At 60.6% G+C, this 20,188-nt stretch carries 21 protein-coding genes and 1 pseudogene; 11 read left to right on the top strand and 11 right to left on the bottom strand.

The annotated features are described in order from the left end of the window. The first annotated feature begins 10 nt into the window (after nt 1-10). Complete coding sequence (locus ACVIIW_RS19500; RefSeq protein ID WP_456702208.1) at nt 11-223, top strand: hypothetical protein; 213 nt, start codon at nt 11-13, stop codon at nt 221-223. 75 nt (nt 224-298) lie between these two features. On the opposite strand, the gene ACVIIW_RS19495 is transcribed toward ACVIIW_RS19500, so the two are convergent. Further along, nucleotides 299-1,057: a CBS domain-containing protein gene (locus ACVIIW_RS19495; RefSeq protein WP_456702207.1), complete on the bottom strand. Its 759-nt coding sequence runs from the start codon at nt 1,055-1,057 to the stop codon at nt 299-301. 117 nt (nt 1,058-1,174) lie between these two features. On the opposite strand from ACVIIW_RS19495, the gene ACVIIW_RS19490 reads away from it, so the two are divergent. The 4 genes and pseudogenes from ACVIIW_RS19490 (at nt 1,175) to ACVIIW_RS19475 (ending at nt 6,045) form a co-directional block, all read left to right on the top strand. Beyond that, a complete protein-coding gene (locus tag ACVIIW_RS19490; RefSeq protein WP_456702206.1) occupies nt 1,175-1,882 on the top strand; it encodes a c-type cytochrome in 708 nt (235 codons plus the stop codon). A gap of 120 nt (nt 1,883-2,002) precedes the next feature. After that, nucleotides 2,003-3,536: pseudogene (locus tag ACVIIW_RS19485) on the top strand (thymidine phosphorylase family protein). Then, on the top strand, nt 3,533-4,453 hold the full coding sequence (locus ACVIIW_RS19480) for a ribose-phosphate pyrophosphokinase (RefSeq protein WP_456702205.1): 921 nt from the start codon (nt 3,533-3,535) through the stop codon (nt 4,451-4,453). The pseudogene ACVIIW_RS19485 and the gene ACVIIW_RS19480 overlap by 4 nt, the downstream one beginning before the upstream one ends. Beyond that, on the top strand, nt 4,450-6,045 hold the full coding sequence (locus ACVIIW_RS19475) for an MBL fold metallo-hydrolase RNA specificity domain-containing protein (protein ID WP_456702204.1): 1,596 nt from the start codon (nt 4,450-4,452) through the stop codon (nt 6,043-6,045). The genes ACVIIW_RS19480 and ACVIIW_RS19475 overlap by 4 nt, the downstream gene beginning before the upstream one ends. A 38-nt stretch (nt 6,046-6,083) precedes the next feature. Here ACVIIW_RS19475 and ACVIIW_RS19470 read toward each other — a convergent pair whose 3' ends face one another. The 4 genes from ACVIIW_RS19470 to ACVIIW_RS19455 form a co-directional block, all read right to left on the bottom strand. After that, complete coding sequence (locus ACVIIW_RS19470) at nt 6,084-7,196, bottom strand: OpgC domain-containing protein (protein ID WP_456702203.1); 1,113 nt, start codon at nt 7,194-7,196, stop codon at nt 6,084-6,086. 40 nt (nt 7,197-7,236) lie between these two features. Continuing rightward, the gene (locus ACVIIW_RS19465) at nt 7,237-7,680 is read right to left on the bottom strand and encodes a CBS domain-containing protein (protein WP_456702202.1); all 444 of its coding nucleotides are present in this window, start codon (nt 7,678-7,680) and stop codon (nt 7,237-7,239) included. A gap of 97 nt (nt 7,681-7,777) precedes the next feature. Further along, entirely contained in the window at nt 7,778-8,221 is a 444-nt protein-coding gene (locus ACVIIW_RS19460; RefSeq protein WP_456702201.1) for a baeRF12 domain-containing protein, read from the bottom strand. 190 nt (nt 8,222-8,411) lie between these two features. After that, nucleotides 8,412-8,654: a hypothetical protein gene (locus tag ACVIIW_RS19455; protein WP_456702200.1), complete on the bottom strand. Its 243-nt coding sequence runs from the start codon at nt 8,652-8,654 to the stop codon at nt 8,412-8,414. 284 nt (nt 8,655-8,938) lie between these two features. On the opposite strand from ACVIIW_RS19455, the gene ACVIIW_RS19450 reads away from it, so the two are divergent. Further along, complete coding sequence (locus tag ACVIIW_RS19450; RefSeq protein ID WP_456702199.1) at nt 8,939-9,388, top strand: c-type cytochrome; 450 nt, start codon at nt 8,939-8,941, stop codon at nt 9,386-9,388. A gap of 136 nt (nt 9,389-9,524) precedes the next feature. Here the strand turns inward: ACVIIW_RS19450 and ACVIIW_RS19445 are convergent, their stop codons facing one another. Next, a complete protein-coding gene (locus ACVIIW_RS19445) occupies nt 9,525-11,813 on the bottom strand; it encodes a heavy metal translocating P-type ATPase (RefSeq protein ID WP_456702198.1) in 2,289 nt (762 codons plus the stop codon). Between the two features lie 152 nt (nt 11,814-11,965). Then, nucleotides 11,966-12,127, bottom strand: coding sequence for a hypothetical protein (locus tag ACVIIW_RS19440; RefSeq protein ID WP_456702197.1), 162 nt, complete (start codon nt 12,125-12,127; stop codon nt 11,966-11,968). A 269-nt stretch (nt 12,128-12,396) separates the two neighbouring features. On the opposite strand from ACVIIW_RS19440, the gene ACVIIW_RS19435 reads away from it, so the two are divergent. From ACVIIW_RS19435 to ACVIIW_RS19425, 3 genes are all read left to right on the top strand, one after another. Beyond that, complete coding sequence (locus ACVIIW_RS19435) at nt 12,397-12,849, top strand: pyridoxamine 5'-phosphate oxidase family protein (protein ID WP_456702196.1); 453 nt, start codon at nt 12,397-12,399, stop codon at nt 12,847-12,849. Nucleotides 12,850-13,016: 167 nt separating this feature from the next. Beyond that, a complete protein-coding gene (locus ACVIIW_RS19430) occupies nt 13,017-13,580 on the top strand; it encodes a hemerythrin domain-containing protein (protein WP_456702195.1) in 564 nt (187 codons plus the stop codon). A gap of 97 nt (nt 13,581-13,677) precedes the next feature. After that, complete coding sequence (locus ACVIIW_RS19425) at nt 13,678-13,989, top strand: cytochrome c (RefSeq protein WP_456702194.1); 312 nt, start codon at nt 13,678-13,680, stop codon at nt 13,987-13,989. Between the two features lie 147 nt (nt 13,990-14,136). Here the strand turns inward: ACVIIW_RS19425 and ACVIIW_RS19420 are convergent, their stop codons facing one another. From ACVIIW_RS19420 to ACVIIW_RS19405, 4 genes are all read right to left on the bottom strand, one after another. Further along, entirely contained in the window at nt 14,137-14,808 is a 672-nt protein-coding gene (locus ACVIIW_RS19420; RefSeq protein WP_456702193.1) for a 3'-5' exonuclease, read from the bottom strand. Nucleotide 14,809: 1 nt separating this feature from the next. After that, the gene (locus ACVIIW_RS19415) at nt 14,810-16,612 is read right to left on the bottom strand and encodes a putative nucleotidyltransferase substrate binding domain-containing protein (protein ID WP_456702192.1); all 1,803 of its coding nucleotides are present in this window, start codon (nt 16,610-16,612) and stop codon (nt 14,810-14,812) included. 114 nt (nt 16,613-16,726) lie between these two features. Further along, nucleotides 16,727-18,418 (bottom strand): cation acetate symporter, encoded by a 1,692-nt coding sequence (locus tag ACVIIW_RS19410; RefSeq protein ID WP_456702191.1) that lies wholly within the window; start codon nt 18,416-18,418, stop codon nt 16,727-16,729. Continuing rightward, complete coding sequence (locus ACVIIW_RS19405) at nt 18,415-18,717, bottom strand: DUF485 domain-containing protein (RefSeq protein ID WP_456702190.1); 303 nt, start codon at nt 18,715-18,717, stop codon at nt 18,415-18,417. The genes ACVIIW_RS19410 and ACVIIW_RS19405 overlap by 4 nt, the downstream gene beginning before the upstream one ends. A 423-nt stretch (nt 18,718-19,140) precedes the next feature. On the opposite strand from ACVIIW_RS19405, the gene ACVIIW_RS19400 reads away from it, so the two are divergent. Next, nucleotides 19,141-19,572 (top strand): EF-hand domain-containing protein, encoded by a 432-nt coding sequence (locus ACVIIW_RS19400; RefSeq protein ID WP_456702189.1) that lies wholly within the window; start codon nt 19,141-19,143, stop codon nt 19,570-19,572. 68 nt (nt 19,573-19,640) lie between these two features. Next, nucleotides 19,641-20,051 carry a hypothetical protein gene (locus tag ACVIIW_RS19395; RefSeq protein ID WP_456702188.1) on the top strand — a complete coding sequence of 137 codons (411 nt, stop codon included), beginning with the start codon at nt 19,641-19,643 and terminating at the stop codon, nt 20,049-20,051. The last annotated feature ends 137 nt before the right edge of the window (nt 20,052-20,188 follow it).

The following is a 20,188-nucleotide window of genomic DNA, read 5'->3' as shown; positions in this document are numbered from 1 at the left end:
GGGGCCTGCAATGAACCACTCGATTTACTCGGCTGACAGGGCAACGCACCTGAAGGTGGTCGCTGCTGTGCTGCTCGCCAGCACCGCCATGATCGCGACCACATTGGCTGCCCGCCTGAGCCATCCGGAGATGAACGTAAAAGCGACGGCCCAGGCCGTCCACGAGACCCGCCCGGGACATGCTCTTACCGCGATCGCGCAGCACGAGAGACACTCGATCTAGATCGACTGTTGGAGGATCGTGAGATGACTAGCGAAGCAATCAGGGCGCTGATGATACATGAGGACTAACGAGGCATCACAAAGGTTCGTCGTCGAGTGTCGATGGCTCGGCGTGCAGCGACACGAAGTCGCCTCCGCCATAGTCGTCCTCCGGGTCGGGATGGGCGGAGCGAAGACAAAGGCGGTCAACCACGTCTCGAACACCTGGAACGTTCTCGCATGTCACGATAACAGCCCGATGAGCGTTTTCGCCCTTGACGACGCCCCGTAGCGTCACCGCGCCTTTGTTGACGCTAACGTTTAGGCCGATGGGTTGCCATGGTCTCCCGGCCAACGCCGCGAGAACGGACCGACGGATCTGATTATCATCCTGCGAATAGCCGGACGTGCTGGTCAGCGGACCGGCAACTGCCGAGAGGAAATCCGACCGAGTGATGATGCCGACGATGCGATCGCCGCGCATCACCGGAACATGATTCAGATGCCGGCGCTCCATCAGATCGGCGACTTCTTCGACAGACGCCTGCTCGCTGGTCGTCGCCGGCTCGCGCGTCATCAGCTGTTCGACCTTGCGACCGTGCTCCTTGACGAATTCGCCCGCAATCCGTTCGCCCCCAAGCAGGACTGACAGCACTCGGTTGCGCGCATGTTCCGTTCCAATTTCGCCTCGCCTGAGGAAATCGCTCTCACACAGGACTCCGACAAGCTTTCCGGCGGAATCCGTAACCGGCAGACCGCTGATGTGATGATCAAGCATTAACTTGATGGCGTCGACAATCGGGGCATCGGGTCGGATCGTCATCACCCGTTGAGACATTATCTGGTACGCGCGCATGTCTCCACTCCGGAAAGACTTAAGAGGTATTTGCCGCGTCAAATGACGTCTTGATTCAGATCAACACCGGGACGGGTCAGAATGTCATTCTGATGAACAACATCGGAGAGATCGACCATGCGCCTGCGAACGCTGTTGTCGGTCGCGATCCTCGCATCACTCTCGGTCTCCGGCGCAGGGGCGCCTGCCGACGTTTCTGCTGCACTATCCGATCTTATGACCAGACTGCAACTTCAGCACGCCAAGCTATGGTTTGCGGGCAAGCTGAGCAATTGGAGCCTGGCAAACTATGAGGCTGAACAGATCGACAGCAGTCTCGAAACCGCAGGCAAGCTGTTGACCGATGCATCGCGCACCAGTCGCGCCGAGGAGAAGCTCCAAGGCGTACGTGAGGCGATACAATCGAAAGACGTGCCTGCCTTCACGAAGGCGTACTCAGCGCTGACAAACGATTGCAACGACTGCCACCGGGCGAGCGGGTATGCCTCGATTACAATTCAGGTGCCGCTCACGTTGCCCGTTCCCAATCAGCTGTTTACGGACCAGGTGGCTGAAGGACGGGCGCTCGCTCGCGCATCCTGCGGAACGTGCCATGTCGTTTCCGACGCCGCAAAGGAAGCGCCGGCACCCCGGCCCTCGGCACCGAACTTCTTGGAGATCATCAAGCGGCCGTCGTTTTCTGCAGACGAGCTCCGGCAATTTCTGGTTTCAAGGCACCGCTGGCTAGGGCCTGACCAGGCAATGCCAAATCCAAGGCTCACCGAATACCAGATCGAGGCGCTTGTCGCGTACCTGGAAACGTTAGAACCGAACGGGTCTCGCTGAGGCATCCGCAGCGCCGGCTTATCCAAGCCCGCGCCAAAGAGCAGGCGGCCGATTGATCTGTCGCAAACCGGTCTCGTCTGCAGCCGCCTATCCTTGCTTCATCCGCGAGAATCTTCATTGATGAACGCCATTCCGCCCGGCCGCGCGCAGCTCAAATCCCGGTGTGTCAATCTCGACACCGGCCGGGAGAACGTCGTTGTGATCTCCCGCCGTTCAACGGCGCTGCGGCCGGACCTGTTTCGTGGCTTTTCCAGGGTCGAGCTGCGCAGCGGCTCCAAGACGCAACTGGCAACTGTGCTTCTCACCGATGATGACGGCCTGGTCGGGCCCGACCAGCTTGGCATGGCGGAGCCGGCATTTCGGCGCTTTGGACAGCCGGCGGGCACCTACGTGGAAGTTACCCCTGCTCCGTCCCCGCCGAGTTTGGACGCGGTTCGCGCCAAGATCCAGGGCAAGACACTTGAGGCTCCCGAGATCAGCGCAATTGTCGACGATCTCACGCATTACCGCTATTCGGACATGGAGATCGCTGCCTTCCTCGTCAGCACCGCAAATTTCATGACATCCGGGGAGCTGATCGCGCTCACAGAGGCCATGGCCAGAGCCGGTACGCAGCTCAGATGGAATACAAAAACTGTCGTCGACAAGCATTGCATTGGCGGCATTCCCGGCAATCGCACGTCGATGATCGTGGTGCCGATTGTAGCCGCGCACGGACTGACAATCCCGAAGACGTCATCGCGCTCGATCACGTCGCCAGCCGGAACGGCCGATACCATGGAGGTGCTGGCCCGGGTCGACCTCAGCGTCGAAGCCATGAAAGAGGTCGTCGCCTCGTGCAATGGCTGCCTTGTATGGGGCGGGCACGTCAACCTATCCCCGGCAGACGACATTCTGATCGGCGTCGAGCGCCCCCTGGCGCTGGATACGCACGAACAGATGGTTGCATCCATTATGTCGAAGAAGCTGGCCGCCGGCTCGACACACCTTCTCGTCGACCTGCCGGTGGGTCCCAATGCCAAGCTTACGACTGCGTCGCAGGCTATGCGACTTCGCAAGCTGTTTCAGTTCGTCGGCGATCGGTTTGGCCTCGAAGTGGAGGTCGTGACCACCGATGGACGGCAGCCAATCGGCAATGGAATCGGCCCGGCGCTTGAGGCACAGGACGTCATGGCGGTCCTCGCCAATGAGCCCCAAGCCCCGCGCGATCTTCGTGAGAAGTCGCTACGCCTTGCCGCCTACCTTCTGGAATACGACCCTGATTTGCGGGGGGGGCACCGGCTATGCGCGGGCAACTGAGCTCCTGGAAAGCGGGGCGGCGCTTCGACAGATGGTGAAGATCATCGAAGCCCAGGGCCCTGCGCCTTCCGCGAGCAAAATTGGCAGCCTTGCCATCGACGTTCGCGCCGAACGAGATGGTGTCGTTGCAGCGATCGATTGCTTGCGTCTCAACCGCCTGGCGCGGACGGCCGGCGCCCCGCTCGACAACGGCGCGGGAATCAAGTTGTTCAAGAAGATCGGCAATCGGGTCGAGCAAGGCGAGCCGCTCTATCGCATTCACGCGTTCGAGCCCTCGGGATTTGACCTTGCCATGGGCATGGCCCAGCTGGAGTCCGCTTACCGGATCGAAGCGCAAGCCGAGGCCGCGCCATGATCGCAACTGCGGTTCAATGGCTGCCCACGTCAGCTCATTTTGGGCCTCGGCTCGCCGAGGCCCTCGGCATCCCAGGCCATGCGATCAACTTGCATCGATTTCCGGATGGAGAGCTGCGGGCAACTGTAGGCCCGGCGGCAAACACCACAATAGTCTGTTGCTCGCTCGATCAGCCCAATGACAAGCTGATTGCGCTGCTGTTCGCTGCGGAAGCCTTACGGCGCAACGGCGCGAGGCGCTTGGTGCTCGTTTCGCCCTATCTCGGCTACATGCGCCAGGATGCTGCGTTCCAGCCGGGTGAGGCGATCAGCCAGCGCGCAGTCGGTACTCTTCTCGCGAGCAGCTTCGATCGCGTTATCACGGTTGATGCACATCTCCATCGCACGCCCAGCCTCGCCGGCGTGTTCCCTGGAATAGATGCGGACAATCTATCGGCGGCTCCTGCGATCGAGGCCAAGCTCCATGCCGAGGCAGTCGCTCCCGCGACGGTCGTGGTCGGCCCCGATGAAGAGTCGCGACCTTGGGTGGCCGACATCGCCGGCCGCCTCGGACTTGCCTACAGCGTGGCGCGAAAAGTACGCCGGGGTGATCAATCGGTGCACATCGCATTCCCGAACACGAAGCTGTTCGTCGGCCGTCCGGTGCTTTTCATCGACGACATCGTATCGTCCGGTGGGACGCTTACCGCCTGCGCGGAAGCTCTTGTCGCCTCGGGAGCCTCTTCCATCGGGGCCATCATCGTCCACGCACTATTTCCACCGGCGCTTATGACCGCGTTCGGTCGCGCCGGCATTCGTTCCGTCCGATCCACCAACAGCGTGCCGCATCCAACCAACGCCATCAGCCTCGACGATCTTCTCGCTCGCGCATTGCGCCGAGACGTGGTTGGCATACCGGAAAGTGGGAGCCCCCCTTGAGCGTTACCGTCCAATTCTGCGGCGCGGCCCGCACCGTTACCGGCTCCTGCTATCTCTTCAAAACGCCGGCAGGACGATTCCTGGTGGATTGCGGCCTGTTCCAGGGACAAAAGACGCTGAAAGCGCTGAATTATGGCGCGTTCCCGTTTCGCCCGGCCGACATCGATGCGGTATTGCTGACCCACGCCCACATCGACCATAGCGGGCTCCTGCCCAAGCTGAAGCGCGAAGGCTTTTCAGCCCCGATCCTAGCAACGCGAGGTACCATCGAGCTCTGCTCGTACATGCTTCCCGATGCGGGCAACATCCAGGAGACGGAGGTTGCCGCCCTGAATCGCCGCAACGCAGCCCGAGGGCGTGCTGCCGTCGCGCCCATCTACACGCAAGCCGATGCGATTGCGATTCTCGATGCCTTTCGGCCGGTCGAGTACCAGGCGTGGTACACGGTGATACCGGGCGTCCGCGCCCGCTACTGGAATGCCGGCCATTTGCTTGGCTCGGCTTCGATCGAGTTGGAATTCGCCGCTCAAGGCAGAGATGAAGGCCCCTTGCGCGTTTTGATGTCGGGTGACATCGGGCCCGACGCCAAACTACTGGAGCCGGACCCGGAAGGCCCGACCAGCCTCGATTACGTGTTCTGCGAGTCGACCTACGGCGACAGCGACCGGCCGTCCACAACACCCGCACTGCGTCGTTCCCATCTCGCCCAGGAGGTGCGAGATGCCGCCATTGGACGCGGCGCGCTGCTAATCCCCGCTTTTGCGGTTGAACGGACCCAAGAGCTGATCGTTGACCTGGCCGACTTGATGGCCCGCGGGGAGATACCGACGGCACCGATCTTCCTTGATTCGCCTTTAGCGATCCGTTCCACGGAGGTCTTCAGGAACAACGCGGCGAGCCTCGATCCGGCCGTCGATCTGGACCGGCTGCTTGGTTCCAGTCAGCTGCGCTTCACGGAAACCGTTGACGAGAGCAAATCGATCGCCAGGCTCTCCGGCTTCCACATCATCATTGCCGCAAGCGGCATGTGCGACGCAGGTCGCATCCGCCATCATCTGAAGCGATGGTTATGGCGCAGGGAGGGCACAGTCCTTCTCACCGGATTCCAGGCCCAGGGCACCCTGGGCCGCTTCTTGCGCGATGGCGCGAAGGCGGTGAGGATCCAGGGCGAGGAGATCAAGGTCGCCGCGAGAATTCGGTATATCGACGAATATTCGGGACACGCTGACGGCCCCGAACTCGCGCGCTGGATAGCCTCGCGCCGTCCCATTCATCGTGGCCTTTTCATCGTGCACGGTGAAGAGCACGCGCTCGAAGGCCTTCTGAACCGAATCGCCGAGCGAACCGTTCCAACAGCGCGGATCTTCACGCCAATACTGGACGATGTCTACGAGCTGTCGACTGCCGCGCCGACGCCGATCGAAGTGGCTCGCCGCCGCAGGCTCGCGCCCGAAGCGGTTGTCAACCTGGACTGGCACAATGATATGTCCAAATTGGTTCTCGATATCAATGACCAGATCGAAGCCGCGGCCGACGATCGATCGCGCGGCGTCATCATCCGGAAATTGCGCAAAGCGCTCGAAGGGGGATGAACGGTGCTCGCCGATACGGCCTCGGAAGAGAGATCGAGTCAGAGCAATCTCAGTCGAGACGCGGCTCGGTCTGTGGTTCGGGTCAACACGGTGGCAAAGACTGTGAGAACCGCGATCCCCATGCCGCTGACCATGATTTGTGCAAGCACGCCGCCGGATGCAGTCCTCAGAAGGAAGTAAGCGAAAAGCGACAGCAGAACTCCAACACAGTAAACCTCGAGCGAATTCTCTCCACAACGAACGGCGCCCAACACCGCGCGCGACCGTAAGGCGGCCCAATGCGCGGGCACGATATTGGCGACGCAGACCGCAAGCGCAAGGAAATGCAGAAGCCGCAGCGGATCAAGATCCGACTTGTCTATCGGATAGACCAAGGCTTTCAGGAATCGAGGAACTACGAGCTCAAGAGCCGGATTGATCCAACTCATTGTAACAGCCAGTGACCAAATCAGGTATGCGGCCGAAAGCATGATCGCCGGACGCGACATCACGAAGGGCGCCAACCGCCCATGCCCCACCACCGCCCACCATCCACCGATCGTGACGAGGAATTGCCAGGCGAACGGGTTGAAATACCAGTCGTTCGTCGGCCATCCCCGAAGGTTCCAGCCGTAGGCCTGGACCAAGCCGTACAGGAGAGCCGAAACGGCCAAGGTCGCATTGGGCCATCTGAGCAAAAGCAGGAGCCACGGCGCAAACAGCAAATGAAAGAGCACGAAGGTCGGCAGCACGTCCGTATTGACGGGCCGGTATTGCAGGATTGCCGCACGCGACAGCGCTTCTCCCGGTTTCTGGAGGACGATCGCCACATTTGCCTCGTCTGCGAGGTCGGCATCCATCCAATGAACGGCCACGACCAGAAACAGCGTCAGCAGGAGAAATGCCGAATAAATCTCCCAGCTCCGCCGAATCGTATGACAGATCGTCGCCCAAGTCCCGGCGCTTCTGAACACGTGTCCATATGCCATCGTGCACGTCAGCCCCGAGACAAACATGAAGACTTCAGTGGTGTCGCTGAATCCATAATGGCTCAACGTAAGCCAGCTACAGATATTCCCTGGGATGTGGTTGATGAAGACGAACCAGAGTGCAATGCCCCTGCAGGCATCGAGCCGAATGTCTCGGTGTGGAATCTTGTCGAGTGGACCCATCGCAAAAGCTCGAATCCCGCCGCTCGGCTGACCTATTTCCTTAAGGCTTGCCGGGCTTGCCAAGACAGCTTGCCAGCGCCGTGAGCATCTGCATCCGGCCAACGATACCCACGACCTTTCTCTTGCGGAGCACCGGCAGCTGCGAGATCTGGTAGACATCCATTTCCTTGACGACAGCATCGATCGTGGCATTCTCCTCGACGCAAACGGGATGACGGCTCATGACTGCTTCGACCCGAAGTCCCCTGGTTCGCTCGCGAGCCAGTTCGCCTTCCTGCTTCCCCAGCAGCCATTCGAGCCAACACCCTTCGGGATAAGTGACGCCCAGCTCGCGACGATGGAGGAAGTCGCCTTCGGCAATAATGCCGACCAAGCCCCCTTCGCGATCGAGAACCGGCAGGCCACGTTGATTGGTCTCGAGAAGGAGATGGAGGGCCTCCAGAAGCGGTGCTTCCGGCCTCACAGCTGCGAACGAGGTCCGCATGATATCTGACGCCCGCATTGCTTCTCTCCCATCGGAACCGCCAACGCCGGTAGTCGGAGCTGCTACCTCGCGCGAGGCCGCACCAACACGGCCGGCCCTACTCGTCCAGCAAATGCTTTTCGATGTCGCCGACCGGATGCCTGGTGAGATCCTTCGCAAGCTCCGCCACGATCCGTCTCTTCACATCACGATGAAAATCCGACCGAAGCGCTGCCAGGGTTCGAGGCGGAGCGACGATGATCAGTGCAGTCGACGGATCGCCGCGCACAAGACCTTCCGCGGCAGCCGCCACTTGCTTCACAAAGCGGCGCTCCTCAAGCTCGTGCCAGTCAACCGTCTCCACGGCGCTTCTCTGCCCTGAATGCAAGGCCTTGCTCACCCTGCCAGGCCGATCGCTCCCTTGGTCGTGAGCCGGGGGATTCTCGTCCTCGAAGACAGCCTCCACCTTCAGGCTCGGGAGCTTTTCGCTGCCTTCGTTGCGGAAGAATAGCGCCTTTCGTCCGTCGCCGACGAACACTACGGCACCATGCGGTATCAGCATTCGGATCTACTCCCTCGGAAGTCGATGATTCCTACCGCTTGGCGGACCCCCGTCGTTGATCCTGATCAATCTCGATCGCTCGCAAATCCGGCAAGATGACGGGCAAATCGCCTGCCTGAAACGCCCGCCTTTGTCCACGCGAATGGAGCCGGCGGATTTTGCAAGCTGAGCACCGCCATCACCAATCGCGCTACTGTGGCGGAGCAGGCTCCTCGTCCGCCAACGCGACACGCTTATGAAACAGTATGGCAGTGCCCGCGAAACTCGCCACGCATTGGTGACCGCGGGCGAAATTGCGGAGACGACCGAGCGCAGCATCGTTCAATCCAAACAGGCGCTCGTAGTCGCTGCGGCTGATCTGAACAAGCGCGCCTTCCTGCAACTCTTGCAGCCGCTCCTCCAAGTCGGGCAATGTCAATTTGGGGGGCATCATTCAGCTCACCTGCCAGAGACTGTACGATATTGAAGCGAGTTTGATCGGCCTCACAGGACTCCTGGAAGACTTTAGCCTCTAGCGCCGCGAAGGGATTGAGCGAGATCAATTGAGAGCTGCTGGCGACCCACAGGGGCGGTTAAGGCACTCGCGGCTGCATAAATCCGCCGCATCTCAAACCACCTTTGAGCTCAAGCCGAAAGCCAGACTTGATGCGAATCAAAACTGTCGGGATGCGAAGCCGCTAATATTTTACATCTTACCAGCCTGCGTCGGAGCACGACATGGTACGCTTTGGTGGAACATTTTTGGTAGTGGCCAGTCTGACCACTGGTTTCGCCGCCGCAGCCGAGGCTGAAGACCTCGACATCGGTAGGTCAGAATTTCGATCCTCGTGCGCCAGCTGTCACGGTGCGGATGCGAGGGGCAAAGGACCGGTTAGCAACCAACTTAAGTTACCGCCTCCCGATTTGACGATGTTGGCCAAGAACAACAACGGCGTATTTCCTACGAACGCTGTTTATGAAACCATAGATGGATCGAAGACAATTCCAGCTCACGGCACTCGTGAAATGCCAGTTTGGGGAGAGCGATTCAACCCCATCGTCAACTTGCCCCACTATGTTGATCCGTATTATTGGAAGATGGCTGGACCAGAGCAAAGCCCGGACGTCGTCGTGCGAAAACGCATTCTCGCTGTTATCGATTATCTCGGCCGCATTCAGCAAGAGTAGCAGGCGACAGCCGCGCGGCACGTGCGCCGATGCCGAACAACGCTGGAGAGAAAGTAGCAAGTCCTCGGCCAGATCGCGCTCTAACGAAGAAGGCCCTTTTACTTGGCCTCGGGCTGCCTAAAGCTCGCCAGACTGATTACTGCGCGGCCACGGCTTCGTAAATGTCCTCCTCTTGAGCCGTATGCATGCGCACCAGCGTTTCGATCGCCTCGATTACGCGTTGGGCGTCTCGGACAAGATAGCGGTCGATTTTTTCCGACGGCAGATCAGCCGAGATCCGCGCGAGCAACCGCGCAAGGTGCAAGATCTCACGATGCGCGCGACTCATTGCCGAAAGGCCGTGGCGTTCACGCAGCACCCCTGCAATCTTCGGATAGACGCTGCGCTCGTCCTCGCGCTCGTGCTTGACGACGCTGCCCTGAACCAGGCGATGAGCCTCTTCGATCAAGCCCGCCGCGGAGTCTGGCGTCGCATCGTCGATCGCATCGGCGATCTTGCGGAGCCGGTCGAGATCCCTGAACAGCGTCTGATGGTCGTGATGCAATGCCAGGCCCTGCTCTGCGGATATCCGACGACCCGTGCTCCCATGAGCTGGAGTGAGCGCGCGCAGCGCGTTCAGGATGACGGCAACATCGATCACCTCCTGTGCGATCGCCGCCGGGACTGGACCCAGCCAGCCGACGGTGGCGGCCACCATCGCCCCTATCGACAATCCCATCCCAATAATGATGCTTTGGAGTGCGATACGCCACGCTCGCTGCGCGATTATGATCGCTTCGCCGACGCGATCAAGCCGATCGGTCAGGATCACCACATCCGCCGCCTCGGACGAGGCGCTCGCGCCGCGCGCGCCCAGCGCGATGCCGATATCGGCTACGGCCAACGCAGGTGCATCATTGATACCATCGCCGACCATGATGGTCGGATGCAGCCGCTGTTCGGTGCGCACGGCCTCGACCTTGTCCGAGGGAACGCGGTCGGCCAGCACGGCATCGAGGTCGAGCGCGGCTCCGATGGCCTGCGCCGCTGCGGCGCGATCGCCCGTGACCATCACCAATCGCGCGATGCCGGCGTCGCGCAGCAGCCGGATCGCTCGCGGCGTATCAGGCCGCAGCTCGTCGGCCAGTAGCAGCGCGCCGATCGCACGGCCGTCCACGGCAACAAAGACGATCAGTGCCGAGCGCCACGATGCGCGTCGGATTGCCCGCAGCTCCCACGGCGACAGCTCGGCACTCGAGCGGAGGAGCTCTCGCGAGCCAGCGGTTATCTGCCGGCCGTCGATCAGGCCAGACAGGCCGGTGCTCATGGTCTCTTTGACCTGCTCCGGCGCTTTCAGCTCGAGGCCGCGATCAACGGCCGCAGCAACGACGGTCTTGGCGAGCACGTGATGCGAGGCCTGCTCCAGCGATGCCCCAAGCGTGAGGACCTCGTCCGGATTTTCCCCCGGCGCGACTTCGACCGAAAGCAACCGCGCACCTCCGACCGTAAGGGTGCCGGTTTTGTCGAACAGCACGGTGTGCGCGCGCGCCAGCGCCTCCAGTGCCCCTCCGCCCTTGGCCAAGATGCCGCGACGGGCCGCTTGCGCCACGCCGGCGATGAAGGCGACGGGTGCGGCCAGAATCAGCGGACAGGGCGTTGCCGCCACCAGCACAGCGAGGCTGCGGGTCAGATCACCCGAGATCAGCCACGCCAGGAAGGCAATGACGAGCGTCACCGGCAGAAAGATCAGCGCATAGCGATCGGCCAACCGCACAAAGGGAGCCTTCGCCGTTTGTGCCGCCGTCACCATGCGCACGATACCAGCGTAAGTACTCTCCGCGGCCGGGGCGGTAACGGTCAACTCGAACGTCTCACCCGCATTCAGCGAACCTGAAAAGACGGCGCTGCCGCGTGTCTTCTCGACGGGGATCGGCTCTCCCGTAACCGCGGACTCGTCGATAGTGGCCGTGGCCGAACAGACGATGCCGTCAACCGGCACGATCTCGCCGGCCCTTACGAGGAGCTCTTCGCCGACCAAGACCGCCTCGATCGGAACCTCTTCGATCCGCTCACCGGTCTTGCGCTGGGCCCGGCGCGGCGCACGATCGACGAGTGACCGCAGATCGTGTTCAGCCCGCGCGATTGCGATTTCCTCCAGCACGTTGCCGCCGGAATACATCAGTGCGACGACAGCCCCGGCAAGCGGCTGGCCGAGCGCCAGCGCCGCGCTCATCGAAAGGAGTGCGATCGCGTCGACGCCAAGGCGGCCGCCCAACAAGTCCCTGACGATCGAGACGGCCAGTCCTCCTATCACGGGCGCCGTGCCGATTGCCCATGCGAGGCCGGCCAGATCAGGCCGACCCGCGGCTCGCGCAAGAATACCCGCGGTCAATCCCGCGATTGCGATCGCAACCAGGGCCCATCGCAGAACCCGCTCAAACGACATGGTCTCATTCCGCAGCTACTTGCGTACCGGCTTGGGTGGTTCCTGAATTGATTCCCTGCAGTCCAGGGCTGCTACCGCATCATCCCTGTTGAAGCGGAAGGTCGGCAACGACGGGTGAATGCGCATCGTCGCAGTCGTTCCCGCGAAACAGTTCACCAGCGCGAGGTTGTCTTGCCGTAGACATAGAGCGCAGCCAACCCGACGGTTACCGCCGTCGAGAAGATCAAAATATTTCGATCCCAATCGACCCGCTCCTTCTCGGCTCTTCTGAAAGCCAAGGCCGCAAATAGAGCCTTCAGGGCAAATCGGCGCATCAGAGCAGTCCTCCCAACTCGCACGATGTCACCGCTGTTGAAAGCCAGCTTGATGCAGCTCAACGAATCAGCTCGGTGGATGGGTCCGCTATTGCGACAAACGTGCCGCCAAATAAGCAGCGCCTCCTCCCGGAGCATTGGCACAATCGCCTCGGGCGATGAATGGGCCGACTGCGCCCAGGCCTGGCGGCCGGCTTCAACGATACTTGACCTGCCTCAAAACCTGCCCGCGGGTCGGGAGCTAGACTGCTGTAAATCGGAGGCGAGCAATGGACGAAAAGTTCAAGCGGAAAATCCTTCGGCTTTTGAACCAGCACCGGACCGCGAGGATCGCTACGGTACGACCTGACGGCTGGCCCCAGGTGACCAGCGTCGGCTACGCCAACGATGGACTCGTCATCTATTTTCTTTGCGGAGCGGACAGCCAGAAGGCAGCCAACCTTGCGAGGGACGATCGGGTCTCGCTAACGGTGGACGACGATCCCGCCCAGGTCATGGACATCGCGGGTCTATCGATGGCGGCACGCGCGAATCTCGTAACGGATCCCGCCGAGTTCGAAAAAGCCCTGCGGCTCCTGATCTCGCGATATCCGAACCAGAAAGGCCTCGATCTCCCCATGCCGAAAACCTCGGAGATCTGCGTCTTTCGCCTGACACCCACGATCGTCTCACTGCTCGACTACTCAAGGGGATTTGGACATACCGACCTGATCGCGTGCTAAGCAGCAGCGGCTTCCGCCAGCGATTTCGCTCGCCGAGCCTTTGCCCGGACGAAACTCATTTCACCGTTCGTGGCTGCATGCCAAATCTGACCATATTTGATCTGTCGCAAAGCAGATACGGGCGAGAGGATCATTCTTCAAAAGGGTTCACTCAGTGGAGTGTTGCCATGATCATCGAACGCCTAACCCGAGAGCATCGCAATATCGAGACGCTGCTCGCCATCCTCGAGCGGGAACTCGAGGTGTTCGACCGCGGAGAACGTCCCGACTACGAGGTCATTCGCGGGGTGATCAGTTATTTCGAAGTCTACCCGGAAGTGTATCACCATCCCCAGGAAGACCGCGTCTTTGCCAAGCTAAAAACACGCGATCCAGCTGCTGCTGCGAAGGTCGGTGATCTGGCTCGCGAACACCAGAAAGGGGCCCAGCTTTTACGCCGCGTCGCTCGCGCGGTCGACGGCGTACTCGCAGATCAGGAAATCCTTCGTGAAAATGTGGATCTCATCGTTCGCGATTTCATTGCGCACGAGCGCCGCCACGTGATGATGGAAGATCGCGATTTCTTTCCCGCGGCGCTCAATGCACTCAAGCCGCAGGATTGGACCGAGATCGCCTCGGCGGAAACCGGTCTCAAGGATCCGCTGTTCAGCGATGTTGCCGAAGAGCGGTTCGACGCGCTACGCGCACATATTCTGCGGCTGGAGCAAGAGGCTGAAGCCGAACGAAAGTAGCCGCGTTTTCTCTGGCCATAGGCTTCCTGATAGCGAATACGCCGGCCAAATGCAGAAGGGCTGATAAGCCATCTAGCCGAAACGTAAAAGACCTGCCATGTCCGAAGCACTCAAATCTTCCTTCGTCGTATTTATCGTGTTCGCGATTCTGGCGCAATCCGCGGTGGCCGATCCCCAACACGGCAAGGACATCGCAAAACGCTGGTGCTCAATCTGTCATGTCGTCGAGTCCGGCCAGACGATTGCCATCGACCATGCGCCGCCATTCAGCCAAATCGCGCGAACGCCCGAGTTCGATCAGAACAAACTCGCGTTCCTGCTGCTCAAGCCGCACCCCAATATGCCAAGCCTGTCGCTCCAGCGATCAGAAATATCGGATTTGGCCGAATACATCCGCTCACTCAGGTAACCGACGAGATCGTCGAGCTGCCGCGCTCACGAGGCATCGGAGCGAACCTTGGTCATCTGAAGTCAGCTTCTTAAGCATGCTCCCTCCGTCCGCTTCGCGGCCAGCAACGAACACTCTACATCCCGGCTCCGGCGCACCGAGCCCTGGTCACGCCCCAGTCGGATTGAAAACCGGGCTGGAGCGTTGGCGCGCGATCCGCACGCCCCGCTTGGCCAGGTCGCGTAACTGCAAGAACATCATCGCAGTCATCAACGCATCGTCGAAAGCATCATGCTGTTCCAGCAGAGGAATGCAGAGATCACGGAGGATCGCAGCGAACGAGAGGTCGATTGACGTGTTGGGAGGGGCGTCACCGTATTTGCGCTCGTAATACAGCCGCGAAATTTCAATACGCTCGTTAGGCAGCTCGATTCCCACCAGCGGAAGAATGTACTTGTCCAGCATAGCGATGTCGAAATCGACATAGTAGCCGATCAGGGGGCGCGTCCCGATGAAGTGCAGAAAACTCGGCAGAACTTTCCAGACGATTGGCGCCGCCTCGACATCGGACCGACGCAAACGATGGATCTTGATCGCCTCTGCTCCCATCTCCCTGTCGGGACGGACTACGGCTTCGAAGTGCATGCTGGTCAGTATGCGGTTGCCGCGGATTTTGATTGCGGCAATCGTGACGATGTCGTCCTTCCGCACATTGAGACCGGTCGTCTCACAATCGATGACGACGAACTCGTCGTCTGGCGCTCGACCGAACATGAAGCGGTACGACTGGTCGCTCAGGGTCGCCTGGTGAAGCAGCCGCTTGATTGCACGTGGCAGCATTCTAAAATATGCCGAGCTTGAAATGATGACGGACAATTTCGCGAAACTGCTTCACCACATGGAGCGCGTCGCGCAGCAATTGACGCTCCATACTGGACAAATGCGCCGGTCTCACCAGAGTACCCGACGTGCCGGCCGACGCAGCCAGCTGCCCGTCGAGCCGGAGCATCAGCAGGAATCGAAACGCCTGGTTCAAGTCGCGTCCAAAGTCGGTTCGCAGCACGCCCAGGTCACATAGACGGGAGATTCTCTTGTCCGTGGAGGTCTCGTGCAGGCCCTGTCCGAGCGCCAGGCTGCGAACGCCGTGTACGATGGGAAAGATGCCGCCTTTCTTGAGATCGAGCGCGTCTCCCGTGCCCTCGGACGTGATCAGGTTGTTGAAGAGGCCGATCGGTGTCTCGAAGGCGTCGACCGCGCGAGCGAAGTGGGCCAGGAACGCCTGCTCGCCTCGGATCATGTCGATCAGCGCCGTCTTGGCGCTATCAAGCAGTTGCGCGTTGCCCGCGATCGCTTGCGCATCATAGATGATAGCTACATTCATGTGCGCGGTCTGGTCTGGAAGTACGATCCAGCGGCGAAAGTCCGCGAGATAGTCGGCGAGCGGCCTGGACCAGACCGGATTGCGCACCATGATATCACCGGGACAGGGCGGAAAACCGAAGCTCTCCAGCGCACCCGAGAACTCGTTCCGGAAGAACTCCAGTGTCGCACTTTCGGCCGGTCCCTCCAGGATGAGACCGTTGTCCTGGTCGGTGCGCATCGTCTGCTCGCCGCGGCCCTCGCTGCCCATGACGATCAGACAACCGCTGGTCCGCAGCTCGGCGGGCGCGACCATTTCGAACAGTCTGGAGAGAAGGCGCCGGTTGAGGTCCGAAACGATCTCCGCGATCACCTCCACCTTGACGCCCTGCCTTCGCAGCGCCCGCGTTTGCGCCTCGATCTCGCGCGCAGCGATCGCCAGATCCTGCAGGCTGGAGCCGCGATCGATGCGGCCGGCGACGACCTGGGCGCTACCTGCCAGAAATCCAAGGAGGTCGATGTCCTCGAGAATACCGACGAACCGCTCGCCATCGTGCACGGCGAGACGCCGCTTATTGTGTTTCGTCATCAGTAGAAGGGCCGAAGAGACGAAATCGTCGGGTCTGACCGACACGATGTCGAAATTGGCAAACTCGCCAACGGGCGTCTGGATCGGCTGGCGCCGCAACACGACCGCCTTTGACAGGTTCATGCCTGTTATGATGCCGATCCGCTCGCCATCCCGAACAAACAGCGCGTTGCTGTCGATCTCGTGCATCAGGTGACCGGCGGCTTCAACCGTGTCCCTCGCCGCCACGAACGATGGAGGATGCAGAAACAGCTCGCTGACCCTGGCGTGCATCAGCGAGCCGTAACGCTTCGCCTCCTCGTCATTGGCAAGCTCATCCAGCTTCTGAGAGATCTCGCGGTAGAAGAAAGCCGCAAATCGCGGATTGGCCTTGATCAATTTGAGGGCGACGGCCTTGGGGATTATATAGCAAAGCGTTTCATCGCGGGCGAGAAAGTGGTGCCCGTTGTGGTCGTGAACGAGCACGCGACTGTCGAACGTGTCCTTGGGACCGAGCAGCGCGAGCAGATCCGCCTCGCTCCGCTCCTCGACCGTGCCCTTGATCACGACATAGAGGGCATCCGCCGGAGCGTCCCTGCTGATGATCGCTTCTCCCGGGCTGAAGTAGCCTATATCGAGCGCCGCCCGCAATGTTTCGGCCTCGTGCGGCGTCAGACGATCGAATGGAGGGTTGGTGATGTCGAATGCCTTGGGCATTTCGGTCTTCCCGAGGATGCAGACAATCCAGAGGCCTGACGATCGACCATCGAAAGATGGCACCGGCCGGTCCGGTGACCCGGCCGGCGCCAAGCGCCGTCGACCCGGCCTTATTCAGTGAGTAGTCGCCGAGGCAGCTCCGATACCGGTCTGCGACCGAACATATTGTGCATCAAAACCGTCGCGGTCGAGCGCGGCCCGCTTGCTGCGATCCAGAATGGAGACCAGCCAGATACCCGCAAACGCCAGCGCCATCGAGAACAAGGCCGGATTGTCCAGCTTGACAGGCGCGGACCCCTTGGCGAAGCCCAGCGTGACCTCCCAGACGGCCGGCGAGAGAATGACCCCGACGACTGCGCTGACGAGACCCAGGAAGCCGCCGACCAGCGCTCCCCGCGTCGTCAGGCCCCTCCAGAAAATCGACATCACCAGCACGGGGAAATTGCAGGACGCCGCGATGGCGAAAGCGAGGCCAACCATGAAGGCTACATTCTGATTCTCGAATACGATGCCGAGGAAGATGGCCAACACGCCCAGAACCAGTGTCGCGATCTTCGAGACACGGATCTCGTCCTGCTCATTGGCGGTCCCGCCCTTGATCACCATGCCGTAGAGGTCATGGCTGATGGACGATGCCCCGGCCAGGGCCAATCCCGACACGACGGCTAGGATCGTGGCGAAGGCGACGGCCGAGATAAAGCCCAGAAACAGATTGCCGCCGACCGCGCTGGCGAGATGGATGGCGGCCATGTTGGAGCCGCCCCTGATCGCCGCGATGCCGCTCTTGGTCTTTTCCAGAATGGTCCCGTCCAGGAACATCGCGTCGGTCGAAACCAGCGTGATCGCGCCAAAGCCGATGATGAAGGTCAGGATGTAGAAATATCCGATAAGGCCTGTGGCGTAGAACACCGACTTACGGGCCGCCTGAGCGTCCTTCACGGTGAAGAAGCGCATCAGGATGTGCGGCAGGCCGGCCGTCCCGAACATCAGCGCCAGGCCGAGCGAGATTGCCGACAGCGGGTTCGAAATAAGGCTGCCTGGCTCCATGATTGCGAGCTTCTTGGGGTGCACCTCGGTTGCCTTGGTGAACAGGCTTTCGGGACTGAACCCGTACTTGTAGAGGACAGCTCCGGCCATGAAGGTTGCGCCCGAGAGCAGCAATGCGGCCTTGACGATCTGCACCCAGGTTGTCGCCTTCATCCCTCCGAAGGTCACGTAGATCATCATCAGGCCGCCGACCAGTACGACTGCGATCCAGTAATCCAGACCGAACAACAGCTGGATGAGCTTGCCGGCTCCGACCATCTGGGCAATCAAGTAGAACGCGACGGTCACCAGCGAGCCGCACGCCGCCAGGATACGGATGTCGGTCTGCCCCAGCCGAAACGACGTGACGTCGGCAAAGGTGAACTTGCCGAGATTGCGCAGCTGCTCGGCGATCAGAAACGTGACGATCGGCCAGCCCACGAGCCAGCCGACCGAGTAGATCAAGCCGTCGTAGCCGGAGGTGTAGACGAGGCCGGAGATACCGAGGAATGAAGCCGCCGACATATAGTCGCCGGCAATTGCAAGACCATTCTGGAACCCGGTAATTCCGCCGCCGGCCGAGTAGAAGTCCGCAGCCGACGCGGTCCGTTTTGCGGCCCAATAGGTGATTGCAAGCGTGAGCGCGACGAACCCGACGAACATGCCGATCGCTGACCAGTTGGTCGGCTGCCTGGAGCCACCCTCGATGGTGCCAGCGGCAAGCGCGAGCGTGGGGATGCTTGTGAATAGGATCACCAGCACCGACGAGAACTTCTTCATGAGCGGTTCTCCTCAACAATCTTGCGGATCAGTACATCGTAGCTGGAATTCGCCTGACGCACGTAAATGCCCGTCAGCACGAAGGCGAGCACGATGACGGACAAGCCTATGGGGATTCCGATGGTTGTCACGCCGCTGCCGAGTGGAATGCCCAACACTTTGGGAGCGTAGGCTACCAGCAGGATGAAGCCGAAATAGATGACCAGCATGATCACCGACAGCGTCCAGCCCAGCGACGAACGCCGGCGCACAAGCTCCTGGTAGTTCGGGTCGCGTTCAATCCTTGCGAGGTTGCTCACATCAATGATCCCTGGAGTTCTTCCCGTTGAAATGCCCCTTGTCTGACAAGGCTCGCCCACGCTTTAAGCGTTGGCGGACCAAACTTCATGATTCAGATCAAATTCCGATGATTCAATGCGAGCCTCGGGTGAAGCGGCCGCAGAAATGAAGACAATGCCTTGTCCGCGGTGACGGCACCTGACCCGAACAACCCGGTTGCGCGGCTCTCCCATAGCGGATTTCCTTGCTCATAAGGCCTGCGAGGCCTCCATGCCCGTCAAATCATCGCCCGTTAGGCTGCCTTGGCATTGAGGGGGATCAATGCAGCGGTCCCGCACACATCGTAGTGTGCGAGGGCTGCGTAAGCGAAAGCCGGGATGAGGATCAATATCACTCGTGCCGAACTTAATGAGGCAGGCGACACGTTTCGGAGGAGGTTCGAAATGTACACGCGCATTCCAAGGCTCACAATATCCGCTCTCATCCTGACGTGCAGCGTGGTCGGCGCGACTGCACAGGACCGAATGACGCCTCAGCCAGATCAGCCACAAATGCAATCCCAGCCCACCGGCCATGAAGGCGCGAGCACGATGGGGCAAGGCGGCATGATGGGGCAGGGAATGATGGAGGGACGTATGATGGGGCGCGGCATGATGGGTGGGAGCGCGATGGGACCACCTTTTATGATGCGTATGATGTTCGCTCTGATGGACGCCGATGGCGATGGGACCATCTCACTGCAGGAATTTCAGGCAGCTCACGAACGACTTTTCAAGGCGATGGACAGCAACAAGGATGGCAAGCTGACGCTCGAGGAGATGCAAGCGTTCATACACGGGACAGGTGACCGGCTCCGACACCTAGCCAAGGCGTGATATCCTTTGCAGCCTGTGGTTTGAGCGGCGGTCGCCCAAGTTTGCCGCCGGCGGCGCGCTGATGCCCTGTGCGGTCTCGCGCCCCTCGTCAGATCGCCAGGCGCAAGATCGATCTCCTCGTTTATCGCAGCGACGACGCGGTGCGGGTCGTCACTGCGCTGAACATGGGCAAGGAAGGCGGTATCTTCCCCCGTTTCGAGAAAGTGCTGGAGCAAGGTCGCGATGCGCGTGCAACGGGCACTGAACGCAGTTGCCTCACGTATTCGACGTGGTTCGTCCGCGTTGTCCTCGATGCGCTCGATGTTTTCGAGAGCGCAGATCCAACTTCGAACGATTGGCTCCTTCGGCAGCGAAGCGCTTTGGAAAGAGTAGCCCGGCACACGGGCCAAGGCTCTAAGCGTCGCCTTCTCGATGTCCTTATCAAGCAGAGATCGCAATTGATGACGTACGGGATCAAGCCGCCGTGGCCCAATCCGTAATCCCTGGGCGCCCGGGCTTCGGCGCACCGGGACTGCGCTCGCTTCTCGTGCGCCTGCTCACCAAACCAACGACCCCTTAGGTATCATAACACCAGCAGCAGAGACGATTCGGCGGAAGATCTGGAGACCGAATCTTT

The sequence above is a fragment of the Bradyrhizobium sp. USDA 4449 genome (assembly GCF_054056275.1).
This window is presented reverse-complemented; position numbering and strand designations above follow the sequence as displayed.